The sequence below is a fragment of the Novosphingobium sp. ST904 genome (assembly GCF_001298105.1).
GTDB lineage: Bacteria > Pseudomonadota > Alphaproteobacteria > Sphingomonadales > Sphingomonadaceae > Novosphingobium.
This window is the reverse complement of record NZ_LGJH01000143.1, coordinates 1-17,909: the sequence shown is the minus strand read 5'-3', so window position 1 is coordinate 17,909 and position 17,909 is coordinate 1. Positions and strand designations below refer to the sequence as shown.

Sequence of the window (17,909 nt, the reverse complement as noted above, 5' to 3'; positions counted from 1 at the left end):
ATCGTGGAGGTGCGTTCCGCGCAGAGGATCAGTTCGGCATCGCGCAGAGGATCAGTTCGGCATCGCGCAGCAGCGGCGACCAGTAGATCAGCCGCGCCATCTTTCGCGCGAAGCCGGGAACGAGTGCATTCAGCGGGGCAGGCAGGCGCATTTCCACCAGCGCCGGCAGAGGCATGCCCATTCTCGCCGCGAGATCGCGCACGGCCTGCACGTCGGCGGCCTTGGGGACGAATATGGTCACGCTGCCGGGATGGCGCCGTTCCAGTTCGCAAGCCACCGGTACGATATGCGGCAACTGGTGCGCGCCGCCGATTGCCAGTACATGGATCAGGCGCGGCGCGGCGCCCTTCAGGGTGGTGGCCGGAGGCGGGAGGACGACTTGCGATGCGGCTGCAACAGTTGCGTTCATGCTCGGCCTATGCCGCGCCAGTGTCTCGCCATGATTGCGGAAACATTTGGATTTGCCCATGTTGCATTCGGCTCGCCGCACTCGACGTGGGCGCGCGGTGCCGGTACGAGCACATGTTCCTGCGATCACGGGCCGACGATAACCGCATATGCAGATCCTGCTTGTCGAAGACGATGCCAGTCTGGCTGCCCATGTCGCGGCGGGTCTTCGCGAGGCCGGGCACATTGTCGAGCATCGGGCGGACGGGCGCGAAGGGCTGATCCAGGCCACTTGCGAGACCTACGACGTCATCGTTCTGGACCGGATGCTCCCCTCGCTGGACGGGCTCAAGCTGCTGGCGGCGCTGCGCGCGACGGAGAACGCCACGCCGGTCCTGATCGTCAGCGCCCTGGGCGATGTGGACGAGCGCGTGCGCGGCCTGCGCGCGGGCGGCGACGATTACATGGCCAAGCCCTTCGCGATGTCGGAACTGCTGGCGCGGGTGGAAAGCCTCGGTCGCCGCGGCGCCGCCGTCACCGAGCCGAGCGACTTCTTGCGGGTGGCCGACCTGGAGATCGATCTTGTTGCTCACGTGGTTTCCCGGGGCAGCCGGCGGATCAACCTGACCCTGCGCGAACTGCGGATTCTCGCCTATCTCGCGCGGAATGCGGGGCGGGTGGTGACCCGTTCGATGCTGCTGGAGAACGTGTGGGACTACAATTTCGATCCCCAGACCAACATCATCGACCAGCACATTTCCAAGCTGCGCCAGAAGATCGCGCAGGACGACGAGGCGCCGCTGATCCACACGATCCGCGGGCTTGGCTACGTCATGCGGCCGGAGTGACAAGGCCATGAAGCGCCTGCTGCGCAGCCTGTCGTTCCGGCTCGCGCTGACTTACGCGGTGCTGTTCAGCCTTTCCGTCGGGCTGATGATCGGCGCGGGCTACTGGTTCCGCGTGGAGCGGCCGATGGATCAGGTCAGTTCGGTGGTGGAGGCCGAGGCAAGCGAGATCGCCGCGATCTACCGCGCGCACGGGATCGCGGCGGCGCGGGCGGCGCTGGAGCGACGCTCGCACCGCGCGGACCAGCGTATCCCGTTCCATGCCCTGATCGCGCCGGACGGCGAAATCCTCGCCACCAACCTGCCGAGCTGGGCGCCGGTACCGAACCGGCACTTGTCCATCATCGAGGCCGACAGGTTCGTGGACGGTTTCGAGATCGACCACTCCGCGCTGGTGCGCGACCAGACGATGCCGGACGGCGGGCGCCTGATCGTGGGCCGCGATGTCGAGGATATCGTGGACGATGAAGACATGTTGCGCACCGGCGCGCTGTGGATGCTCTGCGGCACGCTGGCGTTGGGGCTTACCGGCGGCTGGCTGATGAGCCACACCATCGGCAAGCGGATCGACACGATCACGTCCACGGCCTTGCAGGTGATGGAAGGCGACCTTTCCGGCCGTGTGCCGGTGCGGGGCACGAACGACGACTTCGACCGGCTCTGCGTAACGCTGAACCTGATGCTTTCGCGGATCGAGAGCCTGTTCGACGCGGTCCGCCGGGTGTCCGACAACGCCGCGCACGAACTGCGCACCCCGCTGGCGCGTCTGGCGGGCAAGCTCGAAGTGCTGGAACACGATCTCGGCCACGACCCGGCAGCCCGCATCGCCATCGGCGAGGCCATCGTGGAGGCCAACCGGCTCCGCCAGATATTCGCCGCCCTGATCCGCATTTCCCGGTTGGAAGGCGGCCGGGCCACGGTGCGGCTCCAGCGCACCGATCTGGTGCAACTCCTGGAAGACGTGGTCGAATTCTACCAGCCGGAAGCCGAGCGGAGAGAGATCGAGCTGGAGCTTCTCGCGCGGCGCCCGCTGGTGGCCGATCTCGACCTCGACATGGTGTTTCAGGCGATTTCGAACCTCCTCGACAACGCGCTCAAGCACGCGCCTGACGGGGGAAGGGTGGAAGTCCGCGCAGTCCGGCGGGCGGATGAGGTGGTGCTGAGCGTGGCGGACGACGGCCCGGGCCTAGCCCCGGCCGACCGCGCGCGCGTGACCGAGCCGTTCTACCGTGCGGAAGGCTCGGCGGGCATTCCCGGCGAAGGGCTCGGCCTGAGCATGGTCGCCGCCATCGCCCAGGTCCACGGTGCCAGAATCGAATTTGCCGACGCGGCACCGGGCCTGCGGGTAACCTTGCGCTTCCCCGCACAAGCTTCGGCAAGCATGCCCATCCAGGCCGCCTCGGATTAAACACCTGCATAGCGCCCAACCAAGCCGTTCGACCGAGATTTTCGCAGGCTTGGGAGCGGACATTCAGATTATGACCGGACCTAGCCAAAGCAGACCCTTCGGCCAGTTGTAATGCTAGTGTCCATCGACCGAGGCCGAGCAGAGTGCTGTCGGATGGCTTCCGATGATAATAACACCATAAAGGCTATTCTTTCGGCAGATTATTCTGAGACCTTGGTTCAAACTACCCTAGCCGGACAAGCACCGATGCCCATCGATCGATTGTCCCGATGACCGGGTGCGCCGCTTCGCCAAGCGAGGTCAGTTCATAGACCTTACAGCCAGCAGGGGCTGTCAGCGCCCGCCGGCTTATGATCTCGGCTTCTTCGAGCTCGCGCAGCCTACGCGCCAGGATATTGGCTGAGACGGCGGGAATGGCCCCTCTTGTCCCGACGACAGCGCCGCCTCAACCTCTGCAATGCGGGCCTCGAGACCGGCGATCCACCGCCGCTGCTCTTCGAGTGGATCATAGGCAGCGGCGTGGTCGAGCACCTCGAGATAGCGCCAGAGGCTCGACCAAGTGCTGCGCAACCTTTCACTTATTGCCATGGAACATCTCTCGATAGACCGGACCTCGTCCTGAAGATGGCGCTGCTCATGCCAGGCGTTCCCGTGGCGCCGGGCCGTGCGCGGTGGCCTGCGTCGCCGACCGGTCATCGCCCGATGGCGGCGCGATGCGATACCAGAGTGCGTAGAGCGCGGGCAGGAACAACAGGGTAAGGACGGTCCCGCCCAAGGTGCCGCCAATCAGCGTCACCGCCATGGATCCCCAGAACACCGAACTGATCAGCGGCACGAACGCCAGCACGGCAGCCAGCGCTGTCAGGATGACGGGACGCGAGCGCTGGACCGTCGCCTCGACCACCGCATCAAAAGGAGACAGTCCGGCATGCTCGTTGTCGTGGATCTGGCCCATGAGGATCAGCGTGTTTCGCATCAGGATGCCCGCGAGCGCGATGAGCCCCAGGATTGCGTTGAACCCGAAGGGCTGGCCCGTCAGCAGCAGGATCGGCACCACCCCAACCAGACCGAGCGGCGCTGTCAGCAGGACGATCCACATTGCCGACAGGCTGCGCACCTGAAGGATGATCACGATCATCATCAGCACGATCATGATAGGGAAGATCGGCGCAAGCGCGGCATTGGCCTTGCCAGCCTCCTCGATCGAGCCCGCCATGTCGATATGATAGCCGACCGGCAGATCGTCGATGATCGGCTGCAGCTTCTTCGCCATCGCCGCCGATACGTCGGGCGGCTGAAGCCCATCGGCGATATCGCCGCGCACCGTGATGGTCGGTACCCGGTCGCGGCGCTGGAGGATCGGGTCCTCCATACGGACTTCCATCCGGCCAATCTGGCTGACCGGGACGCGCTGCCCGTCCGCGCCGGTGAGGGTGTAGTCGCCGATACGCGCCGGATCGAGCCGATCGGGCCCCTCAGAGCGCACTACGACATCGACGGTACGGATGTCTTCGCGAGCCTGACTCACGGTGACGCCGGTCAAGAGGAACTGAAGCTGTTGCGCTACGTCGCTGGAGGAGAGGCCAATCGCGCGCAGACGATCCTGGTCGAGCACGAAGTGCAGCGCGGGCGCCCGCTCACTCCAGTCGCTGTTGACGGTGCGCATCATGGGATCGGCTTGAAGGACGTTCTGGACCTTGGCCGCGATGGAGCGGACCGTTGCGAGATCGGGTCCGTTGACACGGAAGGCGACAGGGAACGGCGAATAGGGACCAAACACGAGCTGCGTCGCGCGCACGCGTGCGGCAGGCGCGAGCCCATCTGCCGCAGCCCGGCGCAAGCGGATCTTGAGCGCATCACGCGATTCCTCATCCGGCGTGCGCACGATGATCTTGGCGAACGACGGATCGGGCAACTCAGGCGAAAGGGACATGAAGAAGCGCGGAGCGCCTTGTCCGACATAGGTTGTGACGACCTTGGCTTCCGGCTGCTTGCGCAGCCAGGCCTCGACCTCCTGGGCGGATTTCGCCGTCTGGGCGATCGCAGTGCCCTTTGGCATCTGCACCTCGACCAGCACTTCGGGCCGGTCGGAAGCGGGAAAGAACTGCTTCTTCACCAGCGGCATACCCGCGCCGGCAACAAGGAATGCGCCAAGGGTCGCCAGTGCGACCAGCTTCTTACGGCGCACCGCCCAACCTATGACCCGGCGCACCTTCTGGTAGCGCGGCGTCTCATAGATCGCGGAATGCCCGCCTTCGACCGGCTTGATATTGGGCAGCAGCTTCACGCCCATGTAAGGGGCGAAGATCACCGCCACGAACCAGGAGGCGATGAGGGCAAAGCCTACTACCCAGAAGATGTTTCCGGCATATTCCCCAGCCGTGGACTGGGCAAACCCAACCGGCATCAGGCCGATGACCGTCAGTAGCGTGCCCGCCAGCATCGGTGCGGCCGTGTGGCTCCAGGCATAGGCCGAGGCCTTGATGCGGTCGTAACCTTCCTCCATCTTCACGACCATCATCTCGATGGCGATGATGGCGTCATCGACCAGAAGGCCAAGCGCGAGGATGAGCGCGCCCAGCGTGATGCGGTCGAGGACCCGGCCAGTCGCCCACATGATGACCAGCACCACCGCAAGCGTCAGCGGCACGGCGGCCGCGACGACGATGCCTACCCGCCAGCCGAGGCTGACGAGGCTGACGATCATCACGATCGCAAGCGCCTCCAGGAATGTATGCATGAACTGGTCGACGGCTTCGCTGATGTTCACGGCCTGATCGGTCACCGGCGTCAGGCTCATGCCCACCGGAAGCTCGGACGAGATTTTCTCGATCTCGGCGTTGAGCGACTTGCCAAGATCGAGACCGTTCCAGCCCTCGCGCATGATGACACCAAGCAGAATGGCGGGTTCGCCCTCGCTGCGAACCAGGAATGTCGCCGGATCCTCATAGCCGCGCGTCACACTGGCGATGTCGGACAGGCGCAGTGTCCGCCCATTGGTGACAATCGGCACATTACGGATCTTCGTCAGGTCGTCGAAGGCGCCATCCAGGCGCACCAGGGTTTGCTGACCTTTCGTTTCGATCGCGCCGGCAGGGGTGATCAGATTTTGGCTCGCAAGCGCCGTGAAGATATCGCGAGGGGATACACCCAGGGTCGCCAAACGCTCTTGGGCGAACTCGACATAGATGCGCTGGGGACGCTCGCCGACGATGTTGATCTTGTTGACGCCGGGAACGTGGAGCAATCGCTGGCGCAGGCTCTCCGCTTCGCGCGCGAGCAGCCGCTGCGGTTCGCCCTTTGCCTTCAACGCGTAAAGAGCGAACGTGACGTCGCCATATTCGTCGTTGATGAAAGGTCCAACCACGCCCTGAGGCAGCTTCGCGGCTTCATCGCCCAGCTTCTTGCGGGCCTGGTAGAATTGCTCCGGCACCTCTTTCGGGGGCGTCTTGTCGATCAGCGTCAGCGTGGTGAAGGCAAGGCCGGGCCGCGTGAAGGTTTCACTGCGGTCGTAATAGCGCAGTTCCTGCAACCGCTTCTCGAGTGGCTCGGCGACTTGGTCCTGCATTTCCTGTGCGGTCGCGCCAGGCCAAGCGGTAACCACGGTCATGACCTTGATGGTGAAGCTGGGATCTTCCGCCCGGCCAAGGCTGAGGAAGGAGAAGATACCTGCACCGACGATGGCAATCAGGAAGAAGAGAGTAACGGATTTCTCGCGCACGGCGAGCGCGGAGAGGTTGAAACCCCGCTTTTCGGGCGCATGCTCGCTCATTGCGCGGCTCCCGGCACCAGCGCAGTGCGCACGGCCTGACCCTGGTGCAGCATGTGGGCTCCCATGGCAACGAAGCGTTCACCTGCCTTGAGGCCCGATGCGATCGTCGCAGTCTCCTCACCGACCGCCGCGATCCGCACAGGCCGCCACGCGAGCCTCGCGGGCGAGCCGGAGCGGATCACCCAGACACCGGGACCTTTGCCCTCGTCCCGAATTGCGCCGAGCGGCACCACGGTCGATGACGCATCTCCGGGCTGCGCCAGCGAAACAGTAACCGTCGATCCGAGCGGAGCGTCCGCCGGTGCGCCTTCGAGAACGTAGCGGGCTTCGAAGGTGCGCGTCGCCGGATTGGCAGCATCGGAAAGAAGACGCAGGCGCGCCGGCCCCGTCGCGCCGCCATAAGTGCGGGCACGGGCCGTCGAGCCGGTCGCCGGTCGGATCGTCTCTGGCAATTGCACCAGGGCTTCGCGTGGGCCGGACCGGGCCAGCCGGACAACAATCTGGCCTGCTGCCACCACCTGCCCAGGTTCCGCAAGCGTCTCGACGACCGTGCCGTCGGCATCGGCCATGAGGAGGCTGTAATTCGCTTCGTTGCGCGAAACCCGGGCCTGCGCTTCCGCCGCCGCGAGCTGAGCACGGGCCGAATCCGCTGCGGCCTTTGCCTGATCGTAAGTGGAAGCCGAGACCGCTCCCGCGCCGACGAGGTCGCGCAGACGCTTCTCGTCAGCTGCGGTCTGCACCGAGCGTGCACGCGCGGCCTGCACCGTTTCTTGCGATGCCCGCGTTGCAAGCGCGAGATCGGTCTGATCGATCCGCATAAGCGGCTGGCCGCGCCGGACGAACTGTCCGGCATTTACGAGGCGTTCGATCACTTTGCCGCCGACCCGGAAACCCAGATCGCTCTGCACACGGGCTGCGACGATGCCGGTGAATTCGCGATTGATTCCGCCCTGCGACGCGGACGTCATCACCCTTACCAGGGGCGGCTCCGTACGCGGGTCGCCATCCGCCTTGCTGCATGCTGCGAGGGAAAGCGGGAGAGCAAGGACGCAAAGGCCTGCTCCTAGAAAACGACTCGACAAGGCTGGATCCTCCAAACTTTGGAGGAGCATTGTTGTCGTGTAACCATTATGTCAATGGGTCACTAGTCATTGTCACGGCGCGAGGCTGCGCAGAATGAGGCTCATCACTTCAGATGGAGCTTCGGGAAGCAGGTCGAGATTGCGCTCGAGATGGAGCGGATCGACAAAGGGCGTCATGGCATGGAAGATCGCCCTGCAAGTCTCGTCGAGCGGCGTCTTGCGCTCGAACTCGCCGCTTTCTCGGCCGCTCTTGATGATTTCGGCAAGCATGTGGTTGAGCGTCTGCTTGTATGCCAGGGACGAACCCCATTGCTCAGCGGCAGAATGGGCCGTGATGTCATAAATCTTGCGATCATGGAAAAAAAGGTCAACGCTTCGGGTTGTCAAGCTTTTGAACATGCGACGAAGACGATCTGTCGCGCTGTTGCCTTGATCGATCGCAGCGCGCGCCTCTGTTAAGATCTGCTCCAGTCGCGAACCGCAGATTGCTTCCCCGATCGCCTGCTTCGACTCGAAGAAGCGATAGATATAGGCTTTTGAGAATCCGATCTCCTTGGCGAGGTCGGCCACGGTAGTCTTGGCATAGCCATAGCGGGCAAAACATTCGTGCGCCGCCGCGATGATCTGGTCGCGCACGGCATGTTCTGCGGGCCCTCGGACCGGGGAGTCATTGGTGTAGGTGCTGCTGCTCATCGCTCAAGCATAATGACATAGGCCATGATTGACAACGAGTGACCATTATATATATCAGTCATATCTTGCCATTTGCGTCCTGAGGAAGCGATGCGTCCCCTGAACTCGATTCTTTCCGCCGTAGGCGGCTCCGTCCTTCTTGCCGGCTGCGGAGTTGGGCCACGCTATGTAGCCCCGGTGTCGATACAGCCGGCCGCCTTTACGAGCGGACCTGCGGTCGAGGCGCGATCGTCCGCATCGGAATCCGCAGACTTGGTTGCATGGTGGCGCACGTTCGATGATCCGCTGCTTACAAGTCTTGTCGAACGGGGACTGGCGCAGAATCTTGATCTCCAGCAGGCGGCCGCACGCGTCGTCCAGGCGCGCGCGGCGCTTAAGGGTGCGGATGCCGCGCTGATGCCCTCGGGTCAGGTCAGCGGACAGGCCGGTGAGGTCTATCAGTCCCGTGACACGCCTATCGGACGGATCGGCAGTGCTTTTCCCCAGTTCGAGCGGTCGACCGAGACCTATGAGCTGAACCTCGGTGTCAGCTGGGAAATCGACCTGTTTGGAGGGCGCGACGCAGCTCGCGATGCGGCGCGCGCCGACTGGCAGGCGTCACAAGCCGGCGCGGTTGCCGCGCGCCTATCCGTCGCGGCGCAAATCGCCGATACCTATGTTGCCATCCGAATGTTGCAGGCGCGGCTCGATGTCGCGCGTTTGCAACTCGAAACCCAGCAGCGGCTGGTCGACCTTGTGGCGCTCCAATATCGCAAGGGTGTGGCTGCCGAATTGCAGTTGAGGCAAGCGGAAGGCGCTTTGGCGCAGGTCCGCGCCTCCGTCCCGGCTCTGCAGAACGAGCTCGACATGGCGATGAATGCACTCGACGTGTTGATCGGCGTTCAGCCCGGCACGACACGCCCCGAACTTGCAGCCTCGACGCCAGTCCCAGCACCGCCTGCGATCTCGACGGCCGGAGGGCCGGCCGCCTTGCTGCGCCGTCGCCCCGACATCATAGCTGCGGAGCGCACGCTTGCGGCGTCCAACGCGCGCATTGGTGTGGCGGTATCGGAATATTATCCGAAATTCTCTCTGAGCGCCCTGTTGGGAACGGCGACCACGGCTGCAGGCGGGCTGTTTACCGGAAATGCCACGCAGGCCAATGGCGTGTTTGGCCTGCGCTGGCGGCTGTTTGATTTCGGGCGGGTCGACGCCGAGATCAAGGCCGCCAAGGGACGCAATGTCGAAGCGCTGGCGGCTTACCGCCTGACGGTTTTGCGCGCCTCGCAGGATGTCGAGGACGCATTCTCCACACTGCTGCAACAGGAAGCGCGCGCGACGGCCCTCGTCCAGGGCGAAGGTTCGCTGTCACGGGCGCGAGACGCTTCCATGGCCGCCTACAAGGGCGGAATGGCAAGCCTGATCGAGGTGCTGGATGCCGACCGTCGCCTGCTCGAAACCCGCGATGGCGCGATCCAGGCGCGCGCCGCAGCAACGCGAGGCGCGATTGCATCGTTTCGTGCCCTTGGCGGAGGATGGAGCGCCGCGGGTTGATCGCCACCGAAATTCGGCTCTTTAGACTGTCAGTCGCAGATTTTCCGATGAGCCGCTTGTGAAAGCAACCTGTGGCCCCCTCACGTTGAGGCGTAGTGAGGCAATTGCCAGGCAAGTGGGACGGCGGCGGCCATTTTCGGTGAAACCCTTCATTCATACCGCCCCTTCAGGATAACTTTTTTGGTCGGCGGCCGACGCCGCCTAAGCGTTAGCTATCTCCACAACCAGGCCCAGTACCCGACGGTCGCCTATCGGCCAGTCGAAGGCATCCAAAATGGGAAAGCTGCCAGTCCGCACCTGAGAGCGTAAAATTGGGTGCTGAACGACCGGGCAGGGGCGAGCACGGAACGGCGAGCACGGCATCAAGCCTTTGAGAGTCGACAGGTCTGCCAGGCGCCCTTTCAGTCTGGCGAGTGCGTCTTGCTGGAAATGTGAGTGAGGCATAGATGCCCGACCATGAAACCGATCGCTCCTGCCCAAATCGACGACCAGGTCATCCGCTTTGCTCGCATCGCACTCAAGGGTGTGCCCGAGTGGATCGAGGTGGAGCCTCTAGAGGGAAGCATGCAAACCGAGTGCTTCGATAACGTCGATCGGGCGATCCGCGCTCATGGTGGCAAGGCGATCATGGGATGGATCATTTGGGAAAAGCCTGGCGTATGGCTGGAGGCAGAGCACCACGCGATATGGGAGCAACAGGACGGCACCCGGCGCGACGTTACCCCTACGGTTGGTGGGGAACCGCGCATCGTGTTCGTGCCGGATGACAAGGCAATTCGCACCCATCCTCGGTTTGGGCTACCGACCCGCTACGTCTCGATCTCCAAAGACCTGGTGGCGGTCAATGCGATTAAGAAGGCGCAAAAGATGATGGAGGTTCGCGCCGAGATTCTCGCCGCCGGGGGTATCAGCCCAAAGCTGATGCCGAAGGCGCAATTGGCGCATGAGCGTTTCATCAAAGCGCTGGAAGCGATCGACGCAAAACTCGCAGCGCAGGCCAAGGTCGAAAATGACGACACGCCGGAGTGATGGTGTGCCTACCGTTGTATGCGGCGCGGGCGGCAGCAATCGAGAACGCGGAACATCCTGACTTGAGGTTGGAAAATTGATGGCTGAACCACGATAAAGGGTCCGCTGTGATGGGCAAGGCCTGGGACAACTCTTCCGTTCCGCGGAGAGTCCAGCGGCTGGTTCATTACCATAAGCCGTCACTCAACGGTCGGCTCGCTGGGCGCGAATTGCGACCGGAACTGGGCCGCTAGTTACCTGTCCGCTTCCGAGACGGCGGGCCACCGGTCGTCACCGCAACCGGAAGGCAAACGGTCGACGTTCAGCGTCTCGACCTTGGAAAACGCTGCGGCCATGAAATCCATGAACACCGTGGCGCGACGCGGAAGAAGGCGGTTGGCGACGTAGAGGATGTGTATGGGAACGGGGGTGGCCTCATATCCGGTGAGGATCCGCTTGAGGCGACCGCTCCTGAGGCCGTCCTCGAACAGCCAATGCGGCCCAAGGGCGACGCCCAGGCCGGCCAGGGCGGCCTCGCGCGCGCCTTGTGGGGCGCTCACGCGAAGTCGGCCGGACACCGTAACTTCCAAGTCGGCGAAGCGCCAGGTCGCGCCCGTCGACAGCAGGGAATAGACGATGCAGTCATGGTTGATCAGGTCGCCCGGCGTTTCGGGCGTGCCGCGCGCGTCGAGATAATCCGTCGCCGCCACGCAAATGCGCGTGAAAAGGCCGACACGCCGTGCGCGCAAGGCGCTGTCGCTGAGGTGTCCGATCCGCAGGGCCAGCTCGACGCCGTCGTCGATGAGGTTCACGAAACGATCGGAAATCTGCAGGTCGAGATCGAGACCCGGGTAGGTCCGCAGAAACTCAGGGACTTGGGGCATCAGAAACGCGTGAGCAAAGGCCGTTGGGCAAGCGACGCGGAGCAGACCAGAGGGACTGGCCTCGCTCTTCAGCGCAGACTCGGCTTCGTTCACGGCGTCGAGGATGCGGCGAGCTTCGACATAGTAGCGTTCGCCTTCGGGCGTCAGGTGCAGTTTGCGGGTGGATCGTTGCAAGAGCCGCTGCCGAAGATGCGTCTCCAGGGCCGCCACATTGCGGCTCACGTTCGGCTGGCTCAGCCCGAGGTCGCGCGCGGCGGACGAAAAACCGCCGGTCTCGACCGTCCTGACGAAACACTCCATGGAAAGTAGACGGTCCATCTCGTCCGATCATGCGCAAACAGTATGAATTATATGCGGAACGACTGACTTATCATATATCGCGCATGAATGCATCTTGAGATCACCGAGCCGAACCCAATCGCCTCGCTGTTTCTCAAGGAGCATCCGATGTCTCGCCTTTCCGGCAAACGCACTCTCATCACTGGCGGCACGAGCGGGATCGGCCTCGCCACCGCCAAGAGCTTCCTCGCCGAGGGCGCGCGCGTCATCATCACGGGCGTAAACCGCGACAGGCTGGCCAACGCCCGGGCCGAGTTCGGCTCGGACGTCACTGTGCTCGCCGCCGATTCCTCCAGCGTCGAAGCGCAGCGCGAGCTTGCCGCCGCCATCGCCGCCGAATATGGCCAACTCGACGTCGCCTTCATCAACGCCGGCGTGTCGGTCTGGCAGCCCATCGAGGCGTGGACCGAAGATGCCTACGACCGATCCTTCGCGATCAACGTCAAGGGTCCCTACTTCCTGATCCAGTCGCTGCTGCCGGTCTTCGCCAATCCCGCGTCCGTGGTCCTGAACACGTCGATCAACGCCCATATCGGCATGACGAACTCTTCGGTCTACGCCGCGACCAAGGCCGCGTTCCTGAGCTTCTCGAAGACGCTCTCGACCGAGCTGATCGGCCGGGGCGTGCGCTTCAACGCCGTCAGCCCCGGCCCTGTCGAAACCCCGCTCTACGACAAGCTGGGGATTCCGGACGCCCATCGCGAGCAGGCGACCCAGGCGATCGCAGCCAGCATCCCGCTCAGCCGCTTCGGCACGCCCGAGGAAGTGGCCAAGGCGGTGCTTTACCTCGCCTCCGACGAATCCGCCTGGACTCTGGGCGCCGAGATCATCGTCGACGGCGGGCGCACCTTGAACGGCTGAACACCGAACCCAAGAGCGCCTTGATCCTGATCGAAGATGTCAATGACTGGCTTTCGCCGACAGGCGGAATCTATCCCTCGTTCGAGGACCGTGAGCAGGTTGACGTCGCGATCGCCAATTCGAAGGTCGCGCTCACTGAGGCCCGCCGTCGCGGCATGCATGTGATCCACGCCTCGCTGAAGTTCGAGCCCGAGTTCAAGGTGCTGGGCGAGGGCAAATATGGGCTGCGCAAGATGATGCGCGATTATGGATCGTTCCTGGGCGAGCAGGCAGCCTTCTTCCCAGGCTTCGAGCCCGCGGAGGGCGAATTCGTCGTCCGCGAGCGCGGCTGCGGGAGCAGCGTCTTCGTCGGCACCACGCTCGACAACTATCTGCGCAATAATCGCATTTTCGACATCTATCTCGCTGACTTCTCGCTGCGGCAGTGCGTCGAATCCTCGATGCGCAACGCCCACGACCTCGGTTACAACACCAACGTCATCTACGACGCTTCAGCCGGCTACAGCCGCAAGCAGCATGATGACTTTGTGGCCGAGATCGCGACTTTCTATGCCAACGCCATCACCACGCGAGAATTCGTGGCGCAGTAATTGGCCGTGGCGGCCGGCTTGATCTGCCTCGAGCCGGGCCGCCCCTTCTCTCTACAGGAAGTCGCCATGACGAACTCAAGTCTGACGCTGATCAGTCATCCGCTCTGCCCGTTCGTGCAACGGGTCGCCATCGTACTGCAAGAAAAGAACATTCCCTTCGAGCAGATTCAGATCGATCTCAACAACAAGCCCAACTGGCTTCTCGCCATCTCCCCCGCCGGCAAGGTGCCGCTGCTCAAAGTCGAGCGCGACCAGGACCGGCCGGTCGTACTGTTTGAGAGCATGGCCATTTGCGAATACCTGGAGGAGGTCTATTCCGATCACCCCGTTCATCCAACCGATCCCTTGACGCGCGCGCAACACCGCGCCTGGATCGAGTTCTCGTCTGCGATGCTGATGGACGCTTGGGGATATCTGAACGCCGTCGATGAGACCGTCGCCACGAACAAAGCCGCTGATTTCAGGAAGAAGCTGGAGCGCTTCGAGGCAGTTCTGTCGGACTGACCCTATTTCGCCGGCGCTGGCTTCAGCATGGTCGATGCGGTAACCGCCCCAGTATTTCGCTACTTCGACATCCTGGGAGACGGTGTCCTTCACGACATTTTCGGCAGCCTGAGCCGTGTCGCATCATGGCGACGCGCCGTGAAAGAGCGTCCTAGCGTCCGCGACGTAGTAATGGCGGCCTATCGCGCGCGTTTCCGCACCCACCTGAAAGACCACGGCGCGCTCCTGACTTCGACCTAGGCCGCCGCCCAGTTCTGCGACGCATCGACAATGGCGCCGTCCGCATCGCAACAGACGCCCCACGGAAACGCGTCAGCGTGGACCTTTGCGCGAAGAGCGCGGCTATCGCTCAGCCGCTTCAAGAGCATTCGTCGCTACCCTTGATCGAGCTCGGCGCGCATCGCCTAAATGGCTCTCATGGCGCCTGTCAGCCGCGCGCAGCATAAGTGGGATCGCGGACGGAAGGCCCAAAAAAATGCCCGGTTTTAGTGAAAAGTTGGTCATTCCGCCGGTGAAGCTGGAACGTCTGTATCGGTAGGTGCCTCAAGGCGCTCCTGCTACTCAGGCCCAAAGCGTTCTTCAGACGGCCACTTTGACGATCGGATCGTGGAGATACCCGCAACTCAGCCCACCGCCACCGCGCTCCATGTCTGGAATGCTGAAGAGCGGTCGCGCGAAGCGCGCCGTGAAACCCAACAGAATATGGGAAATCCATTTTACGTCAATCAGGGTCGCAAGTATGACCGGCCGAGCTGATCGATCACTTTTATCATATGTTCCCGGAGCGCGGGCGGCCCAATCACTTCGACATCGGTTCCAAATCGTAGAAGCTCGGAGCAGGCATGGGAGATAGAGCCGACTGGAAGCGTGGCAACCCGAAAACCTGCGTCATCCTCATCGCCGAGTACCATCTCCAACTGCGCATACGGGGATAGGAACGCCGGCAGCATCTTGATGCCTGCCGGTGTCAGTCGGACGACGGCCGAGGCGGAATGAAGCTCTTCCTCCAGCCTTGCCGTGCTCTCTCGCCAGTAATCGGCAAGATCGAAAGCCGCAGGCCGTTCGAAATGCTCGTCGAGCAATGCCAGTTCGCAAATTCGGCTGATACGATAAGTGCGAACGCTCGCCCCGACTGATCCGATCAAATACCAGGCGCCCGCTTTCAAGACGAGACCAAGTGGCGCTACCTGTCGGCGCCGCTCGGATTTCCAGCTCCGGTAGCGGATGTCGATAAGCCGATCGTGCCACACTGCCTCAAATACGGTCCGCAGGTGCTCGGGCGTTTCGCCTCTATCGAGCCACCCCGGCGCATCGAGATGAAACCGCGTCCGCGTACGATCCGCTGACGACCGCATCGACTCCGGTAGCGCCGTCGACAGCTTGAGTTGTGCGGTCACCAGCGTTGCACCTAGTCCGAGAGCGTCGGCTGCCCCGGGAAGTCCCGACAGGAACATTGCCTGCGCCTCCCGCTCCGACACGCCGTTCAGGCGCGTGCGATACCCTTCAAGCAACCGATACCCGCCTTCCGAACCACGATCGGCGTAAATCGGTACACCTGCCGAACTGAGTGCATCCACGTCGCGGTAGATCGTCCGGACCGATACTTCGCACTCTTCGGCAAGTGCGGAGGCCGACACCCGGCGCCGTGCCTGAAGGGTCATAAGGATCTTAAGCAGCCGGGTCGCCCGCATCGTTTAAAACTATCCGCATACCTGACAGAAGATGTCAGCTTGGCGGTTCGATAACGGCTTGTCGACACCGATCAGGAAACCCGCCATGAACCCAATCGAGCCAATTACCCTATTTCACGCGCCACAATCGCGCTCCGCCGGCGTTCTAACGCTTCTGGAGGAGCTCGGCGCGGCCTATAAGCTGGCCATTTTGAACATCAAAGCAGGCGAGCAACGAAAACCTGATTTCCTCGCGGTCAACCCGCTCGGCAAGGTGCCTGCGATCCTGCATCGCGGGGTGCTCGTAACGGAGCAAGTTGCGATCTTTATCTACCTTGCCGATCTGTTCCCGAATGCGAAGCTGGCTCCAGCCATCGACGATAGTCGCCGAGGCTCCTACCTCCGGTGGCTCGTCTACTATGCTGCGTGCCTTGAACCTGCAGTGACCGACAAGGCACTAGGCCGCGAGCCCGGGCCCTCAGCAATGTCACCCTATGGCGACTACGATCATGTCGTAAACACGCTGGAAGAACAGTTGCGGAGCGGGCCGTATCTGCTTGGGGACGATTTCAGCGCTGCGGACATATTGTGGGGCGGCGCATTGAACTGGATGATCGCGTTCAAGCTGATACCCGGCAACGACACTTTCCGTTCCTATGCTGCGCGGATTGCCGGCCGCCCTGCGGCGATCAAGATTGCGCGTCAAGATGAGGCACTCGCCGCCACTCATCAGCGGGCTGTCGATGCAAGCAGGGCAAATGACCTGCCGTAGTTCATTGCTACCTTTGGGTACCGAGGCCGAAGCCGCCAACCGGCGACGTCTCGGCTACCCTCTCCATTCCCGCAATGAGGGGACGTCCTCTCATGATCGCGTCTCGCACCGAGGGAAGCGCCAAGGAAGCCGCGTGCAGGTCCTTCGATTCCCAAACCTCAGTGATCCAGATGATGTCCGAATTCGTCGGATCAGCGGCGACGACGTAGCTTAAACAGCCGGGCATTCCGGCAACGCCGGCTATCAGAATCGCCGAAAGGGCGTCCCACTCCCCGCGGCGTGCAGTCATCTTGCTGATCAATCCGTACATGGCGTCCCCTTTTTCTGCTGCGGCAGCTGGTCCAACTGCCGAGAATGCCACCATGCCCGTGAGTACGGTGCGTCGCTCAATGTCCATTTCTCCACCATAACGAAAGGTTACGCGAGAGGAAGGAACATCAGCAGCTGTAGCTACCTGCGGGACTACTGATCCGCAGCTATCCGCGTCAACCGCAGATAACTGCCGGGCGGAAGCGTCCCTAGGTCCCGCCACTGCTCCTGTCCGATCCCGACATTCGCACCTCTAATGAACGACCTAGTTTGGTCGGTACTGCTATTACCGCGAGCTGCTCGCCGAGACCATCGCGCACGCCAATGGCTCGCTCCAATCAAACCCTGCCCGAACGATCGCCTCATCCTCAAGCAGTGGACCGTATCGCCGGCGCAGGCGACTTCGTACGTCCTCATGGCCGCTTGCAGTCATGGCGGCGAAAACCTGAACATGCTGATCGCACACCAGGGCGCTGATCGTGAAGGTTTAAAGTTCCGGATCATTAAAACACCCAACGTCCGAAGCCTTTCGGCTCGGGGTTTTTCAATCTTGGATGGTTTGCTTTCCTGCGTTGGAAACCGCAAAACTGCGTAGGCCCGAGGTCCCAATGTCAGTCTTTCCGGCCGTTGCTCACCATCCAATGAACGAATGGCGGGTTTCAGCGATACCGGACCTTCCGCACTTGGCGATCAGGATTTGCACCCTGAGTGGCCGCAAAGGGTCGATTGACCCTCGACCTTTCCATCAGGACCAGCGATATCGCCTTATGGCGTCTGATCGTAAAACCGTCGAATTCCTTGTTGAGCAGATGGCAGGCGGGGGCACCGTTACAGCCAAGGCGATGTTTGGCGAATTCGGCATTTATTGTGATGGGAAAATGGTCGCATTGGTCTGCGACGACCACCTATTCGTAAAGTCCACGGTTGGAGGGCGGCATTCGCTGCCGGCGCGGAAGAAGCACCTCCGTATCCCGGTGCAAAGCCCTGTCTCCTGATCGACGCGGAACAGTGGGATGACAGTGAGTGGCTTGCCGAGATCGTTCGTATCACATTCCAGGAATTGCCTGCTCCCAAGGTCAGGGCCAAGCGCAAATCCGGTTGATTCAACGCCTGGCAGAAGCCGGTGTTCGTTAAACGACTGTCCGCTTTGTGTGGTGGGTTCAACGGGTGGCGGCAACACAGGCTTGAAAGCGCTCTGCGGGTGTTTGGTATTCGAGCGTTTTCCTTGGCCGTTCGTTGAGTTGCCGGGCAA

General features: G+C 62.4%; 17 protein-coding genes. 9 read left to right on the top strand and 8 right to left on the bottom strand.

Annotated features, from left to right (window positions below; translation table 11 throughout):
• Positions 1-28: 28 nt before the first annotated feature.
• Positions 29-409 (bottom strand): hypothetical protein, encoded by a 381-nt coding sequence (locus tag ADT71_RS12680; protein WP_054437332.1) that lies wholly within the window; start codon positions 407-409, stop codon positions 29-31.
• A gap of 148 nt (positions 410-557) precedes the next feature.
• On the opposite strand from ADT71_RS12680, the gene ADT71_RS12675 reads away from it, so the two are divergent.
• Both ADT71_RS12675 and ADT71_RS12670 read left to right on the top strand, forming a co-directional pair.
• Positions 558-1,235: a response regulator transcription factor gene (locus ADT71_RS12675; RefSeq protein ID WP_054437330.1), complete on the top strand. Its 678-nt coding sequence runs from the start codon at positions 558-560 to the stop codon at positions 1,233-1,235.
• A 7-nt stretch (positions 1,236-1,242) separates the two neighbouring features.
• Positions 1,243-2,640 carry a sensor histidine kinase KdpD gene (locus tag ADT71_RS12670; RefSeq protein ID WP_054437328.1) on the top strand — a complete coding sequence of 466 codons (1,398 nt, stop codon included), beginning with the start codon at positions 1,243-1,245 and terminating at the stop codon, positions 2,638-2,640.
• Between the two features lie 223 nt (positions 2,641-2,863).
• Here the strand turns inward: ADT71_RS12670 and ADT71_RS35690 are convergent, their stop codons facing one another.
• From ADT71_RS35690 to ADT71_RS12655, 4 genes are all read right to left on the bottom strand, one after another.
• Positions 2,864-3,055, bottom strand: a complete 192-nt coding sequence (locus tag ADT71_RS35690) for a winged helix-turn-helix transcriptional regulator (protein WP_082370327.1) — start codon at positions 3,053-3,055, stop codon at positions 2,864-2,866.
• A 219-nt stretch (positions 3,056-3,274) separates the two neighbouring features.
• Positions 3,275-6,412 (bottom strand): efflux RND transporter permease subunit, encoded by a 3,138-nt coding sequence (locus ADT71_RS12665; protein ID WP_054437326.1) that lies wholly within the window; start codon positions 6,410-6,412, stop codon positions 3,275-3,277.
• Positions 6,409-7,380, bottom strand: a complete 972-nt coding sequence (locus ADT71_RS12660) for an efflux RND transporter periplasmic adaptor subunit (RefSeq protein ID WP_231635847.1) — start codon at positions 7,378-7,380, stop codon at positions 6,409-6,411. The genes ADT71_RS12665 and ADT71_RS12660 overlap by 4 nt, the downstream gene beginning before the upstream one ends.
• Positions 7,381-7,566: 186 nt before the next feature.
• The gene (locus tag ADT71_RS12655) at positions 7,567-8,187 is read right to left on the bottom strand and encodes a TetR/AcrR family transcriptional regulator (protein WP_054437324.1); all 621 of its coding nucleotides are present in this window, start codon (positions 8,185-8,187) and stop codon (positions 7,567-7,569) included.
• 90 nt (positions 8,188-8,277) lie between these two features.
• On the opposite strand from ADT71_RS12655, the gene ADT71_RS12650 reads away from it, so the two are divergent.
• Positions 8,278-9,720 carry an efflux transporter outer membrane subunit gene (locus ADT71_RS12650; RefSeq protein WP_054437322.1) on the top strand — a complete coding sequence of 481 codons (1,443 nt, stop codon included), beginning with the start codon at positions 8,278-8,280 and terminating at the stop codon, positions 9,718-9,720.
• A 456-nt stretch (positions 9,721-10,176) separates the two neighbouring features.
• Positions 10,177-10,749 (top strand): hypothetical protein, encoded by a 573-nt coding sequence (locus ADT71_RS12645; RefSeq protein ID WP_054437320.1) that lies wholly within the window; start codon positions 10,177-10,179, stop codon positions 10,747-10,749.
• Positions 10,750-10,982: 233 nt separating this feature from the next.
• Here ADT71_RS12645 and ADT71_RS12640 read toward each other — a convergent pair whose 3' ends face one another.
• The gene (locus ADT71_RS12640) at positions 10,983-11,930 is read right to left on the bottom strand and encodes a LysR family transcriptional regulator (RefSeq protein ID WP_054437318.1); all 948 of its coding nucleotides are present in this window, start codon (positions 11,928-11,930) and stop codon (positions 10,983-10,985) included.
• A 129-nt stretch (positions 11,931-12,059) separates the two neighbouring features.
• Between ADT71_RS12640 and ADT71_RS12635 the strand changes: the two genes are divergently transcribed.
• From ADT71_RS12635 to ADT71_RS32115, 3 genes are read left to right on the top strand one after another with little or no spacing between them, the layout of a single operon-like run.
• Positions 12,060-12,812, top strand: coding sequence for an SDR family oxidoreductase (locus ADT71_RS12635; RefSeq protein ID WP_054437410.1), 753 nt, complete (start codon positions 12,060-12,062; stop codon positions 12,810-12,812).
• A 20-nt stretch (positions 12,813-12,832) separates the two neighbouring features.
• Positions 12,833-13,402 carry an isochorismatase family cysteine hydrolase gene (locus tag ADT71_RS12630; RefSeq protein WP_197283011.1) on the top strand — a complete coding sequence of 190 codons (570 nt, stop codon included), beginning with the start codon at positions 12,833-12,835 and terminating at the stop codon, positions 13,400-13,402.
• 6 nt (positions 13,403-13,408) lie between these two features.
• Complete coding sequence (locus ADT71_RS32115) at positions 13,409-13,906, top strand: glutathione S-transferase family protein (protein WP_231635856.1); 498 nt, start codon at positions 13,409-13,411, stop codon at positions 13,904-13,906.
• Positions 13,907-14,631: 725 nt separating this feature from the next.
• Here ADT71_RS32115 and ADT71_RS12620 read toward each other — a convergent pair.
• Positions 14,632-15,597, bottom strand: coding sequence for a YafY family protein (locus ADT71_RS12620; RefSeq protein WP_054437317.1), 966 nt, complete (start codon positions 15,595-15,597; stop codon positions 14,632-14,634).
• An 85-nt stretch (positions 15,598-15,682) separates the two neighbouring features.
• Here ADT71_RS12620 and ADT71_RS12615 point away from each other — a divergent pair, with 85 nt between their 5' ends.
• A complete protein-coding gene (locus ADT71_RS12615) occupies positions 15,683-16,348 on the top strand; it encodes a glutathione S-transferase family protein (protein ID WP_054437405.1) in 666 nt (221 codons plus the stop codon).
• Between the two features lie 7 nt (positions 16,349-16,355).
• On the opposite strand, the gene ADT71_RS12610 is transcribed toward ADT71_RS12615, so the two are convergent.
• Entirely contained in the window at positions 16,356-16,745 is a 390-nt protein-coding gene (locus ADT71_RS12610) for a putative quinol monooxygenase (RefSeq protein WP_197283008.1), read from the bottom strand.
• 466 nt (positions 16,746-17,211) lie between these two features.
• On the opposite strand from ADT71_RS12610, the gene ADT71_RS35685 reads away from it, so the two are divergent.
• Positions 17,212-17,652, top strand: a complete 441-nt coding sequence (locus ADT71_RS35685; RefSeq protein ID WP_369818242.1) for a TfoX/Sxy family protein — start codon at positions 17,212-17,214, stop codon at positions 17,650-17,652.
• Positions 17,653-17,909 lie beyond the last annotated feature (257 nt).

What these genes read in the sequence shown, in the direction of transcription:
- ADT71_RS12680 (WP_054437332.1), bottom strand. Translation starts at nt 409, where the DNA reads ATGAACGCAACTGTTGCAGCCGCATCGCAAGTCGTCCTCCCGCCTCCG.
- ADT71_RS12650 (WP_054437322.1), top strand. Translation starts at nt 8,278, where the DNA reads ATGCGTCCCCTGAACTCGATTCTTTCCGCCGTAGGCGGCTCCGTCCTT.
- ADT71_RS12615 (WP_054437405.1), top strand. Translation starts at nt 15,683, where the DNA reads ATGAACCCAATCGAGCCAATTACCCTATTTCACGCGCCACAATCGCGC.
- ADT71_RS12675 (WP_054437330.1), top strand. Translation starts at nt 558, where the DNA reads ATGCAGATCCTGCTTGTCGAAGACGATGCCAGTCTGGCTGCCCATGTC.
- ADT71_RS12610 (WP_197283008.1), bottom strand. Translation starts at nt 16,745, where the DNA reads ATGGACATTGAGCGACGCACCGTACTCACGGGCATGGTGGCATTCTCG.
- ADT71_RS12620 (WP_054437317.1), bottom strand. Translation starts at nt 15,597, where the DNA reads ATGCGGGCGACCCGGCTGCTTAAGATCCTTATGACCCTTCAGGCACGG.
- ADT71_RS12670 (WP_054437328.1), top strand. Translation starts at nt 1,243, where the DNA reads ATGAAGCGCCTGCTGCGCAGCCTGTCGTTCCGGCTCGCGCTGACTTAC.
- ADT71_RS35685 (WP_369818242.1), top strand. Translation starts at nt 17,212, where the DNA reads ATGGTTTGCTTTCCTGCGTTGGAAACCGCAAAACTGCGTAGGCCCGAG.
- ADT71_RS12655 (WP_054437324.1), bottom strand. Translation starts at nt 8,187, where the DNA reads ATGAGCAGCAGCACCTACACCAATGACTCCCCGGTCCGAGGGCCCGCA.
- ADT71_RS12635 (WP_054437410.1), top strand. Translation starts at nt 12,060, where the DNA reads ATGTCTCGCCTTTCCGGCAAACGCACTCTCATCACTGGCGGCACGAGC.
- ADT71_RS12665 (WP_054437326.1), bottom strand. Translation starts at nt 6,412, where the DNA reads ATGAGCGAGCATGCGCCCGAAAAGCGGGGTTTCAACCTCTCCGCGCTC.
- ADT71_RS12640 (WP_054437318.1), bottom strand. Translation starts at nt 11,930, where the DNA reads ATGGACCGTCTACTTTCCATGGAGTGTTTCGTCAGGACGGTCGAGACC.
- ADT71_RS12660 (WP_231635847.1), bottom strand. Translation starts at nt 7,380, where the DNA reads ATGACGTCCGCGTCGCAGGGCGGAATCAATCGCGAATTCACCGGCATC.
- ADT71_RS12645 (WP_054437320.1), top strand. Translation starts at nt 10,177, where the DNA reads ATGAAACCGATCGCTCCTGCCCAAATCGACGACCAGGTCATCCGCTTT.